Raw genomic sequence first — 12,966 nt, 5'->3', positions numbered from 1 at the left:
GAACGCCATGGCAACCCTGCAGAAAGTTCAAATATTTCCCGCGATTGGCATCGCCCGTATTGGCAACAGTTCAGAGTGGTATCTGGGACCGGAGCTTCCCTTCCCAGCGGAGCCTGGCGCGCCTCCCGGCGACACGTACAAGGACGCAGCCTGTCGCATAAAAAAGCAGGCGCAGCGTTTTCGGTTGTGGGGGTTCTTTTCTGACGGAACAGGGCGTGAACTCACGCTTGCCGATGGCGACATTACGTGGACAGTCCATCTCGTCAACGCAAAGCCGTCGCTCAATAGCGAAGGCATCATCGATGGCGGCGTGCAGACGCTTGACGGAGCCGGCGCTACCGCAACTTTCACGGGATCCTTTGCTGCCGTTCAGGTACCTCTGGGCGACGCCGAAACCGATGGTGAGGGTCGCCTCATCGTACGAGGCGGCTATGGAAAGAGCGAGAATCCAACCGACCCTTCTTCACAACCTAATTTTCCCACCACGCCCGGCTGGTATGACGACGTCTCTGACGGGCCGATCACCGCGCAGATCAAGTTCGGCGGCACAACCTTTACAGCCGTCAATGGCGCTTGGGTAATTTGCCCGCCTCCACGGTACGCGCCGACAAGCTATTCGATCACGACGCTGTATGACACGCTACGCCAATTGGCAATTACTCAAGGCCAGTTGCCGGCACCGGGCCAACCCTCGTTCGCGAACGATGTCTATCCAATCCTCAAGCGCGCGCTGGATATGCGCTTCGTAACGGCGTTCGCATTTGGCACTGGCGACCACGATACGCTTACAGTGTTCGCGCCTCCTGGTGGCGCAGGCGACACGCTCGCAAACAGGCAAGCGGTCTACGCGAAGCTCCGACCGGGAGGTGACATGCCGCTGCTCAATGACGGAGGTGGGACCACGTCGCAGTTGCGCGACTTCCAGCATGGATTCATCCAGCAATGGAGCGAGGGCCAGGTGACGCCCGATTGGCCGCCTGTCGCACCGACTGACATTGACCCGGACGGACTTACGCGAGCTGCGCTAGAGAATTGCGTCGGCGCGGCGTTTTTTCCAGGCATCGAGGCTGGAGGCATATCGAACACACTGCAGATCACGGCTCTGAAGTTTGCGGAACCGTTCAGGCTTGATCCATCGCAGGTGCAGCCCGGCGATGTCACGAAGGGCATGGCGAGACCGTGGCAAGGCGACTTCATGTTGTGCAGCGGTCCTGAGTCTGATGCACAGAATGACCAGGCTTCGTGGTGGCCAGCCGCGCGACCTATCGGAATCTACCCCTATGACGACCCGACCAACAAGCGCCTATGGACGCTTGGGGTCGCTTCCAGCATGTCGGACATGGTCGCTAACTGGCACCAGCTCGGATTCATTGTCGACAACGGGTCGGGTAAACGGGTCGAGACAGAAAAGACCAATGTCTGCAAGGGTTGCTTCTTCATCAATAACCGTCCCGAAATCAGCAAGGATGAAGCGCAGGCGCTCATTACCGCTGGTCAGCACATCGAGGACGCGTTCTATGTCGTGGTGCAGGGACTGGCTCCGTCCGATCTGTCGATCACGACGCCCAACCCGAGTTCCGCGCAGCTCGCCGCGTGGTCGGCACAAGTTGCTAATCCGGTCGCAGGGACGATGACGATTAGCCCCTTCGACATGGATCTCGAGAACAGCAGCGACCTCAATCAGGTCCAGCGGATCACCTTCGGCTATAACGTGGCATTTGCCAGCACGGCCGCATTTACCGCCGAGGATGTGCCGGTGACACTGACCGCCTCGATTCACGGGCTGTCGACCACGACGATCGTCGATTTGACGACGCGTCAGCACCCGTACATGGTGGCTGGTGCGACGACCTGGCTGAGTGCGGATACACGAGTGTTCAAGCTGCAACCCAACGGAAAGTTCGCCCATCAAACGTTGCAAAATGATCCGAACGCTTTCATCAAGGCGGTCATTGACAGTCTGCGCGGATCCCAGCAGGCCGGCTCATGGTTCGATAATCTGCCAGCAGACGAGGCGGGCGCACAGCTCGAATGGTCGCAGACCCTGAACGGTCAGCCTGTATTCAACTTCGCCATCTGCAGGGTCAGATATCGGTCTGCCCTGAATCCTGCGCCCGACGTGCGGGTTTTCTTCAGGCTCTTCCCGGCCATGACAACCAGTACCGACTTCCAGTCGGCAACAACGTACAGAACGGGAGGACAACCTGGTACCAAGATTCCGTTGCTGGGAATCGTAGGCGGCGAGGTCGCGACGATCCCATTTTTTGCAGAAGCGCGTCGGCCTGCAGGCGACAATCTGAACCTGCAACCGGACCCAAAGAATGTCGACACGCTGAAGGCCAATGCTGGGGGCAACGAAACCTACAGCTACTTCGGATGCTGGTTAGACATCAATCAGCCCGGAGACAAGCGCTTCCCTATTCATCCTGCGCCGGAAAATGGCGGCCCGTTCACCGGTCCCGATCCGCTGCAGTCAATTGCCGATTTGATTCGTGGCACGCACCAGTGTCTGGTCGCCGAGATCAATTTCGATCTTGATCCCATTGCCATCGGGGCCACGACGGCGTCGTCGGACAAGCTTGCGCAGCGCAATCTATCGATTGACCATTCCGACAATCCAGGGGCGGCCGACACCCATCGAGTGCAGCATAGCTTCTCGATCAGGCCGACGACCATGACTCCGGCGCCGAAACAGGGTCCGGACGAGCTGATGATCCATTGGGGCACGGCGCCTCTTGGTACGGCGGCAACACTTTATTTGCCGGGCGTTAGTGCAGCCGAGATTATGCGTCTCGCCGACCGCCTATACACGCGTAACAGATTAAAGGCAGTCGGTGAGAACAGCATCCAGCTAGATGTAACAGGAGGGGTGAGTTATATCCCCGTGCCGACCGGAGGTGCCGACCTCGCTGGCCTTCTGACTCTTGACCTTCCAGAGACGGTGCGCAAAGGGCAGGTGTTCCGCGTCATCGTGGATCAGGTTATCGATTCGCCACCCGCTCGGCCACGGCGCGGCGCAGTTGATGTGCCACCGGCCGCGCCCAACGAACGTTTTGCCACTGCTGGGTTGAGCAGTGGGAGCGGCCAGCCATCGCAGGCCACGGAGGCGATCATCGTCAGACCTCGCGATGCGAGACATATCGTCGGAACGTTCCAGTTCTCCGTGCTGGTGCAGACTCGTGATGAGATTCTGCCGATCGTCGAGCGCACACTGGGCAACCTGCATCGTGTTATCGGAACAATCCCACACGAGAATCGCTGGTACCCTGTTATGAAGCGCTACCTGGCCCAGGTCGCGGGGCGGGTCAAGGCGCTTGGCGGCGGTGGAGAACGTGGGCCAGGCGGGGACGATGACGAACACCGGCACAGGCACGAGGGTCACGGACCGTGCGAGCCGGAGCATCCAGATGGTCGCCGGCATTTTGAAGGGAAGATTGCGGGCATCCGTTTTGACGGTTTCGGGGACTTTGAGGGATTCTGGCTCCAGACAAAGGACGGGCTGCGGGAGTTTTCAACACGGCAGCATGAAATGCTCACGATCGCCAACAAGGCTTGGAGAGAGCACATTTCAGTGATGGTGGTCGTCGAAGCTCGAGAGCCCAAAGAACCGATTTCATTCATATTGCTTAGAGTGCCGGACAATTGACATCATCTTCGTCCTTCCCGCGCCAGGCGCTGCAGCCGAAGTCTAAGGGCGGGGAGGTGGACGTCAAATGTGGTCTAGCACACGTATTCGGCAACATTGAAGGATATTTGAAATGTGCATCTCCTACGCTGATGACCTGTGCGACAGTGTCGCCGGGCTGCGATTTGCAGTTGACGGCAGTCGATAACCCCCTGGTTGGGCGTCTTCGAACGCGCCATCGATAACCAGAATTAGAGATACCGAGAGAGGGCCAAGTCTATGAACTCCGTGGGGTTAAATCTCTGTGAGAGTACAGTCTCGGTTTCTGCGGCAATGGTGTAATTCCGGAAGTCTTTGCGGAACCGCCATGGAATTCCGGAGCGCGAACACGTCAATCTCTTCGAAACTGGCAGATTGGAGCGCGGCTCACTTGAACGACGCCGAACAAAACTGCCGTACATCGGTTGTGGTTTGCAAATCGAGCGGGCGGATGGTAGGACGTTGAGAATGTTGTCTCCTTTGCACTAGAAGCAAACGCCTGAGAAGACAGGGTTGCTGCAGAGACTCGTCTTAAGGGGTGGAGCTTTAAGGTGGGACTATGGATTCCCTTGAGTTAAAGTCAAATGTGGTGTACGGGCGGCAGGCATGATCAGGCGGCCAACGGTTGCTGGGCCGGTGTGCTGTCGGTCACCGGTACGCCATCCTTGAAAGGGATTCCTTCAAGCAGCGAGGCGATCTTCTCTGGTGCGCGAATGCGTCGCCACGATTGCTCGGCCGACTCGATCAGCTTGAATGCCAGACCGAGAAAGGTCGCTCGCGAAACACAATTGCGCGTGCGCGTCGTGCGATGCCGGACGGTTGCAAACGTCGATTCAATGGGGTTTGTGGTCCGCAAGTGCTGCCAGTGCTCCCCGGGAAAATCGTAGAAGGCCAGCAACTCATTGCGATCGTTTGTGAGCTTCCCGGCGGCTTTCGGATATTTGGCCGAATAGACGTCGACGAAACGGTTGAAGGCCGCGAGCGCGTCTTCGCGCGTGGCGGCTTGCCAGATTTCCTGTAGTCCTTCCTTGGCCCGGCTGTGCTGCGATTTCGGTAATGCGTTGAGCACGTTGCCGGTCTTGTGAAACCAGCAGCGCTGGTGCCGCGTCTGCGGGAACACTTCGGCCAATGCTGCCCACAACCCCATGGCACCGTCCCCGCTTGCCAGCATCGGGCCGCCTTGCAGGCCACGCGCCTTCAGATCAAGCAACACGTCGCGCCACGCGTCCTTCGATTCGCGATAGCCGTCGGCGATCGCCACGCGCTCCTTCGTTCCGTCCGGCTTCACGCCGATGATCACCAGCAGGCACTGGCCCTCGGAATCGTCGCTGCGCAGTCCGGTATGAATGCCGTCAGCCCACCAGTAGACCCAGCGCGCGTCTGCTAGGTCGCGTCGGTTCCATAACAGGTGCTCCTCGGCCCATTGCGCCTTCAGGCGGCTGACTACGTTCGGCGAAAGCCCTTTCGCCTGCTCGCCCAGCAGCACGCTGAGCGCCTCACTCATGTTGCCGGTCGACACGCCGCGCAGGTAGAGCCACGGCAGCGCCGCCGACACCCGTGGTGACTTGCGGATGTAGGGCGGCACAATGTTCGAATTGAACTTCACGCCCGAGCCTGAGCGGTCGCGTACCTTCGGCACTTTGACTGGGACCGGACCGATCGCCGTGACGACCTCACGCTCCGGCAGATAGCCGTTGCGCACCACGGCGCGCCGGCCGTCGAGTGTCTTCACGTTCCCGTACTGTTCGAGCAATGTTGCCAATTCTGCCTCGATCGCCTGCTGGATGATCTGTCGCGCGCCTTGCTGGATCAGCTCATCCCCCGGCGTCAGACTAGTTGTCGTGTCTTCTCTTTCTTATAGACTTGGTCCGGGGGCGGTAAAATCAGGGTGAATGAAAGCCTACTCAGCAGAAAGAAAGGAAGCGCTGGTGCGTCGCATGATGCCGCCGGAAAACGCGGCGGTCTCGGCGCTTGCCAGAGAAACGGGGATTACGGAACAGACGTTGTACACGTGGCGCCGAAAGGCCAAAGGACAAGGAATCGCAGTGCCGGGCGATGGGAAGAATCCCGAAGGATGGTCTTCGGAAGACAAGTTTGCAGTAGTGCTGGAAACCGCCCCGCTCAACGCAGCGGAGCTGGCCGAGTATTGCCGGCGCAAAGGTCTTTATCCCGAACAGATCGCGGCGTGGCGGGCTGCTTGCCAGGCGGCCAACGCGAATGCCACCGAGCAGGCACGCGAGCAGCGCCATCAGTCGAAAGACGACAAGCAGCGCATCCGGCAGCTCGAGAAGGAATTGCAGCGCAAGGAGAAGGCGCTGGCAGAAGCGGCTGCACTGCTGATTCTGAGAAAAAAAGTCCAGGCGATCTGGGGAGACAAAGAGGACGATTAATCAACGTCCTGGATCGCCTGCTATGTATATCGTTGATTCGCGAGGCAGCGCAGTCGGGCTGCCGGTTGGAGAAGGCTTGCGAGGAGCTGGGCGTGAGTGTGCGCACATTCCAGCGCTGGGTGCGTGAGGGCGACGCGGTGCGCGCTGATGGCCGCACGACGACCGAGCGAGCGCCGCCGTCCAATCGACTGAGTGAGGCCGAACGGCACGGCAGTTGTCAACGTAGTTGTCGTGTCACTTCATGCAAACTGCTTTAGTTCTACCTGCTGCGTGCGCTCCGGATTGAGCCAGACTTCATCATTCAATTTCCAATCACGCGTCGATCGGGACCAACGCCGTGGGTTGCGCTCCCTGGCTTCTGCATAAACGGCTTCACGTTGCGCGAGCACTGCGGCGGCTACGCCGTTGTGGCGCTGCGCCGGCGTGACGAATTTCAGGCCGCTGTGTTTGTGCTCATGGTTGTACCAACGCACGAACTGCTGCGTCCAGGCCCGCGCTTCATCAATGCTGCCGAACGGTCTGCGCGGATAGTCTGGCCGGTACTTGCAGGTGCGGAACAGCGACTCCGCGAACGGGTTATCGTTACTCACACGCGGCCGACTGAAAGAGGCGACGACCCCCAGGTTTTCCAGGGTGGCGAGCATCGTCGCGCCCTTCATTGCGCTGCCGTTATCCGAGTGCAGCACCAGGGGGCGCCCTGCCAGGCCCTCCGCCAGACTGGCACGCCGCATCAGCAACGCGGCCAGTTCCGCCGATTCCGCCTCATGCACTTCGTGACCGACTATCTTGCGGCTGAACACGTCCAGCATCATGTACCAGTAGTAATACTGGCCCTTGACCGCCGCCGGCATCCACGTGATGTCCCACGACCAGACCTGGTTCGAACCAGTGGCACAATGGCTGGTCACCACGCGGGCCGAGGGCTTGCGCGCACGGCCGCGGTGATGCTGCTGCGAAGCGCTGCGCAGCACGCGGTAAAAGCTCGACTCCGACGCGAGATATACGCCGCGGTCGGCGAGGCTCGGCACGATCTGACTGGGCGGCAGGCTGGCAAACTCCGCACTATTGGCGACCTGCAGAATCTGCTGCCGTTCGGCCTCACTCAGTCGATTGGACGGCGGCGCTCGCTCGGTCGTCGTGCGGCCATCAGCGCGCACCGCGTCGCCCTCACGCACCCAGCGCTGGAATGTGCGCACACTCACGCCCAGCTCCTCGCAAGCCTTCTCCAACCGGCAGCCCGACTGCGCTGCCTCGCGAATCAACGATATACATAGCAGGCGATCCAGGACGTTGATTAATCGTCCTCTTTGTCTCCCCAGATCGCCTGGACTTTTTTTCTCAGAATCAGCAGTGCAGCCGCTTCTGCCAGCGCCTTCTCCTTGCGCTGCAGTTCCTTCTCGAGCTGCCGGATGCGCTGCTTGTCGTCTTTCGACTGATGGCGCTGCTCGCGTGCCTGCTCGGTGGCATTCGCGTTGGCCGCCTGGCAAGCAGCCCGCCACGCCGCGATCTGTTCGGGATAAAGACCTTTGCGCCGGCAATACTCGGCCAGCTCCGCTGCGTTGAGCGGGGCGGTTTCCAGCACTACTGCAAACTTGTCTTCCGAAGACCATCCTTCGGGATTCTTCCCATCGCCCGGCACTGCGATTCCTTGTCCTTTGGCCTTTCGGCGCCACGTGTACAACGTCTGTTCCGTAATCCCCGTTTCTCTGGCAAGCGCCGAGACCGCCGCGTTTTCCGGCGGCATCATGCGACGCACCAGCGCTTCCTTTCTTTCTGCTGAGTAGGCTTTCATTCACCCTGATTTTACCGCCCCCGGACCAAGTCTATAAGAAAGAGAAGACACGACAACTAGTCTGACGCCGGGGGGGCAGCAGATTCTGCAGGTCGCCAATAGTGCGGAGTTTGCCAGCCTGCCGCCCAGTCAGATCGTGCCGAGCCTCGCCGACCGCGGCGTATATCTCGCGTCGGAGTCGAGCTTTTACCGCGTGCTGCGCAGCGCTTCGCAGCAGCATCACCGCGGCCGTGCGCGCAAGCCCTCGGCCCGCGTGGTGACCAGCCATTGTGCCACTGGTTCGAACCAGGTCTGGTCGTGGGACATCACGTGGATGCCGGCGGCGGTCAAGGGCCAGTATTACTACTGGTACATGATGCTGGACGTGTTCAGCCGCAAGATAGTCGGTCACGAAGTGCATGAGGCGGAATCGGCGGAACTGGCCGCGTTGCTGATGCGGCGTGCCAGTCTGGCGGAGGGCCTGGCAGGGCGCCCCCTGGTGCTGCACTCGGATAACGGCAGCGCAATGAAGGGCGCGACGATGCTCGCCACCCTGGAAAACCTGGGGGTCGTCGCCTCTTTCAGTCGGCCGCGTGTGAGTAACGATAACCCGTTCGCGGAGTCGCTGTTCCGCACCTGCAAGTACCGGCCAGACTATCCGCGCAGACCGTTCGGCAGCATTGATGAAGCGCGGGCCTGGACGCAGCAGTTCGTGCGTTGGTACAACCATGAGCACAAACACAGCGGCCTGAAATTCGTCACGCCGGCGCAGCGCCACAACGGCGTAGCCGCCGCAGTGCTCGCGCAACGTGAAGCCGTTTATGCAGAAGCCAGGGAGCGCAACCCACGGCGTTGGTCCCGATCGACGCGTGATTGGAAATTGAATGATGAAGTCTGGCTCAATCCGGAGCGCACGCAGCAGGTAGAACTAAAGCAGTTTGCATGAAGTGACACGACAACTACGTTGACAACTGCCGTCATCAAGGCTACCAACGCTTGCTGCTGCTTTACCGTCGTTCGTTTCTTCCGTAAACTTCTTCATGGTGGTGGATTCCGGTTCGCTGGTTCGTTACTCTCGACAAGCAACATTCTCAGCTAACCGCCGCCGCCTTCTCAAATCCCCGACTCATCCCCGTACACCACTTCTGACGATAACTCGATTCCCTTTGCGGTGGAGTTACTCATGAGCGATACTGAAACGACCGATAGAGAAACGTTGAACAGCAGTGAATCGTCGGCGGATGATTCAAGTGAGTCCTCGAGGTCGAAAAAAACACAAGAAGCTCGTGACGATGAGTACGACGTGCGTCTCACGAACGATCTGGAGCGACTCCTACGATACGCATCCACTGCAAAAGACATCGATGTACCCAAAGATATCCTTGAGGAAGCTACGAAGGCATTGCAGGTTGCGAAGTCTAGTATCAGCGAAAGAAACACATTAGACCAGGAGGCTGAACTTGCTCTGTTCAAGTCGATAGACTCGCTTAGCCCAAAAGTCTATCCGGCAACAGCAGTTTCACTAGAAATTGCTGAAGTGATGGAAATTGGTTCATCGCTCGGTACACCGAGACAGCAAGAGATACGAACGCGAGTAAAAAATCTCATTGGTGCCTGGAATCGGTCTGCCTTCGTAGCATTGGGTTTTGTGTTTGTTCTGGCGGCCTTAAAAGCCGCCGTTCCCCCCGCGATCCAGACTGTAAAGTTAACTGTAAACGAAAGCTTAACTATTTCAAACATTGTAGCGGCTGCACTGAGCGTCGCTAATCCGATGATTCTGGGGTTCTTGGGTGCATGTGCATTTATATTAAGAAGAATCCTGCAGGGACTTGCAAATCAAACGTTCGTCCTTCGAGAAGGAAGTACATACCTCTTAAGAGCAATTCTTGGAATCATCCTTGGGTATATGGTGCCACTCATTTATGCAACCGTGAACAATAAGACGATTGACGCGATTGGCCTACTAGGCTCTTTGGCCATTCCTTTTTTGGCGGGATATGCCGTGGAGGCTATGTTCGCTGCTTTGGATACAATCGTGCTTACTATAAGAGACGCTGTGAGTCGCGAGTCGTCGACCAGCAATAAAGGGCCTCTTTTGAATTTGGAGTGGGTGGGTTTGGCGGGTCAAGGGCGGGCGTGAGCCCGGCGCAGCGAACCCTTGAGGCGCAGTCACCCAGTAAGATGAGTCTTGGGTGATTGCGGCAGAATGCGGGAATCACCCATGTAAAGCCAATCAGCTATGACGAATCAATTGTTCGAATCCGCCCTCGGTATCACGGCTCCTTGGTATGTCCGAAGTGTTGACTTCGATGCTGCTCAGCGGCACCTCAACATCGCCGTTGACTTTGTTGCAGGCAGCCGGTTTGGCTATGCTGGAGTGGCCGGCGAGAATCCCGTGCACGACACGCAAATCAAGCGCCTGCGGCATCTGAATTTCTTCCAGCACGAGTGCTTCCTCGAAGTGCGGGTGCCCAGGGTGCGCCTGCCCGATGGTTCAGTGCGTTTGGTTGAGCCAGATTGGGTGGGCCAGCTCAGCGGCTTCACATTGCTGTTCGAAGCGCTCGTGCTGATGCTCGCGCAGCAGATGCCGTTCGCCGCCGTTGCACGCGCGGTCAATCTGTCGTGGCATCGAGTACATGCCATCTGTTCGCGGTATGTGGAGCTCGCACTCGCGGCGGCCGACCTGTCGGGTGTGACGGCGCTGGCGATTGACGAAACCTCGTACCGTCGCGGTCATGAGTATCTGACGCTGGTCGCCGACATGCAGGCGCGGCGGGTCGCGTTCGTCACCACAGGCAAGGATGCCAGCACGATAGAGCGCTTTGCCACGTATCTGGGCGAGCATGGCGGCTCGCCCGGGCAAGTAAGCTCGGTCAGCATCGACATGTCGCCAGCTTTCATCAAGGGCGTCAATGAACATCTCCCCGAAGCGCGAGTTACCTTTGACAAGTTCCACGTCGTCGCTCACGCGTCCAAGGCGCTCGACGCAGTACGTCGCCAGCAGCAGAAACTCGACCCTCAGCTTAAAGGCATGCGTTGGACGTTGCTGAAGGACGCCGACAAACTGAACCTCGCGCAACTCACCGACCTTGAAGCGTTGGTCAGTCAGTACACGACCAATCGCACCGCGCGAGCCTGGCTTTACCGGGAACAATTGCGCGACATTCTCGAGCGCAAACAAATCAATGTCGTCTCCGAGATGCTGCACCAGTGGTGCACGAACGTCATGCGCTCCAAGGTCGAGCCCATGAAGGATGTCGTCAGCCTGATTCGCAGACATTTCGATGGAATCGTTGCCTGGACCCAGACCCGTCAGACCAACGGTTTCATCGAGGCCATCAACGGCCTGTTTCAGGCAGCAAAGCGCAAGGCTCGTGGATATGCACGCTTTGAAACCATGCGCACGGTCTTGTTTCTCATTGCTGGAAAACTTAACTTCGCCGCGTTCAACGCGCATGCCCGCTGAGCCGCATTACCCACTGAGTTTTCAAAAGAGCCAATAAAGGTAAGTAGCAAATATGCGGATCTGACTTCTCAGGGATAATGCCACAGGCATTCCTGGCAGAGGCGTCCGGTGGTGGAGTAGTGGACGAGCCGGTAGCATTCGTTGACCGCCAGTGATGAACAAGGTGATTCTTCGGCAGCGTGCCCAGGCTACCTCGATGCGCTTCATGTCTCATGGCAGAATGAGGCGTGGCACGCTACCGCCAACTTACAACAGGACAGCCTGCTGCAAAAGTTCCAGAGCCTTCAATTCGTCCAGTCGACCGATGCGTGCTTTGCCTGCCAACGTCTTGAGCAATGCTTCCGCTATCGGTTCGATACCGCGAAGGTTGTCCAGGCTGGTCACGGAAGGGAAGGAGGTCGGCACCGCGCTTCGCTGCGGTATTGCTGCGGCTGGGAGCGATGGCAGGGCCGCCGGTGTGGCTGCCGCAACGTCGCCATCACTTTCTTCAGTCGAGCGACCGGCCGGCTGGTCGCGGGCATCACTTACATGATCGTTCGGGCTGACGCCAATTGTCTCTTTCTCTCCCGCGACATCCTCCGAAAGGGGTAAGAAGCTTTCCGCATCGGCGGGGACGCGCGCGTGGGTGCGCCGCATTTGCGCCTTCGCATCCGCATTTTTGCCTGGGACCTCATCGTTCGTTGCAGCCGCGAGCGACTCGTGTTGTTCAACGGATGCACGCCCGCGCGAAGCCGGCGCAAGCAAACGCGACACCGACTCGGGGATCTCGGCTTCGGAGCGCCGCGTGTCCAGCCAGCCAGTTGGCAAACCAAGTCGCTCTGTGAAACGGTTTGCTCCGACACTGTCCAGACGTTTCTTGCCATATAGCCGATGGGCCATATTGGAACCGCTCATCGCCATGACTACACCAAGCCTTGCTTTCGATCCCTTGCGAGCCGTGAGGACGTGGAGGTTAGCGCGTCGAATGTTTTCTACCACGGCGCTGTCGTCTAATGCCAGCGGTTGCTGCTGGGTCGTTTCATGAGGAATCCTGGTTTTCGCAGACGAACCTTTCCGCAGCGCATGGGGCTTAGGCGGCTCGGCCTTCTCGCTTGGACTATTCCTTTCGGCCCTGGGTGACCCGCCAGTTGCTTTCTTTGGCATTTGCGCTTCCTCGAGCAGACTATCTTTAAGAAATGGTTGTTGGTCGCCGGTCAACGCGCGAGCTGGTTCAGGCATTTCAGGCAGTACTTCTGATTCGTTTGTTCGGAGGACGTCGAGCGGCGACTTCAGGCGGGCGATCGTTTCGGCCGCGAGCGCAGGATTGAGCTGGTCGAAGAAGCCATGCGGCAGCCCAAGCGTCGTTTCCATATGAAAGGCGGTCTCGGGCGTGAACCTTTCGCCCTTCATCAGTTCAGCCACGCGCGTCATGTTCGATTCAAGGCCTAACGCGATGTTCTCTGCGCCTACCGCATCGACCAGAAACTGAAACGATCGTGTTTTGAAAATCGAGGCAGTCTGGGCGGAGTCTCGAGGAGGCGCCTTTACGTACGGTTGTCCCTGCCGGTTGGACGGAGATTTTTTTCCGTGGCGAGGGTGGCGCTGGCCGCTGTCCCGAGAACCCGCATATCGTCCTCGGGCTTGACTCATAAAGTAGGGCTCCCTGCAATCATTGGTGTTCTGACTTCCTGATTAT

At 58.6% G+C, this 12,966-nt stretch carries 6 protein-coding genes and 2 pseudogenes; 5 read left to right on the top strand and 3 right to left on the bottom strand.

Annotation, left to right across the window (positions count from 1 at the left end):
• Positions 1-7: 7 nt before the first annotated feature.
• Entirely contained in the window at positions 8-3,646 is a 3,639-nt protein-coding gene (locus HF916_RS03180) for a LodA/GoxA family CTQ-dependent oxidase (RefSeq protein WP_168787777.1), read from the top strand.
• Between the two features lie 628 nt (positions 3,647-4,274).
• Here HF916_RS03180 and HF916_RS03175 read toward each other — a convergent pair.
• Positions 4,275-5,495: an IS256 family transposase gene (locus HF916_RS03175; protein WP_168788974.1), complete on the bottom strand. Its 1,221-nt coding sequence runs from the start codon at positions 5,493-5,495 to the stop codon at positions 4,275-4,277.
• Between the two features lie 61 nt (positions 5,496-5,556).
• Between HF916_RS03175 and HF916_RS50265 the strand changes: the two are divergent.
• Positions 5,557-6,260: pseudogene (locus tag HF916_RS50265) on the top strand (transposase); the annotation flags it as partial.
• A 33-nt stretch (positions 6,261-6,293) separates the two neighbouring features.
• Here the strand turns inward: HF916_RS50265 and HF916_RS03165 are convergent.
• Positions 6,294-7,846 (bottom strand): IS3 family transposase gene (locus HF916_RS03165; RefSeq protein WP_240975235.1). Its coding sequence is split into 2 segments (ribosomal slippage): positions 6,294-7,384 and positions 7,384-7,846, totalling 1,554 coding nucleotides; the frame shifts between segments, so codons are not numbered across the junction.
• Positions 7,847-7,913: 67 nt separating this feature from the next.
• On the opposite strand from HF916_RS03165, the pseudogene HF916_RS03160 reads away from it, so the two are divergent.
• The 3 genes and pseudogenes from HF916_RS03160 to HF916_RS03150 all read left to right on the top strand — a co-directional run.
• A pseudogene (locus HF916_RS03160) lies at positions 7,914-8,771 on the top strand (IS3 family transposase); the annotation flags it as partial.
• A gap of 237 nt (positions 8,772-9,008) precedes the next feature.
• On the top strand, positions 9,009-9,965 hold the full coding sequence (locus HF916_RS03155) for a hypothetical protein (RefSeq protein ID WP_168787775.1): 957 nt from the start codon (positions 9,009-9,011) through the stop codon (positions 9,963-9,965).
• Between the two features lie 99 nt (positions 9,966-10,064).
• Complete coding sequence (locus HF916_RS03150; protein ID WP_168787774.1) at positions 10,065-11,291, top strand: ISL3 family transposase; 1,227 nt, start codon at positions 10,065-10,067, stop codon at positions 11,289-11,291.
• A gap of 246 nt (positions 11,292-11,537) precedes the next feature.
• On the opposite strand, the gene HF916_RS03145 is transcribed toward HF916_RS03150, so the two are convergent.
• Positions 11,538-12,920 carry a hypothetical protein gene (locus HF916_RS03145; RefSeq protein WP_168787773.1) on the bottom strand — a complete coding sequence of 461 codons (1,383 nt, stop codon included), beginning with the start codon at positions 12,918-12,920 and terminating at the stop codon, positions 11,538-11,540.
• Positions 12,921-12,966 lie beyond the last annotated feature (46 nt).

It is taken from the genome of Paraburkholderia aromaticivorans (genome assembly GCF_012689525.1).
In the GTDB taxonomy this organism is placed as follows: Bacteria; Pseudomonadota; Gammaproteobacteria; order Burkholderiales; family Burkholderiaceae; genus Paraburkholderia; species Paraburkholderia aromaticivorans_A.
Note: the sequence above shows the minus strand (reverse complement) of the source record. Positions and strands in the feature narration are given on the sequence as shown.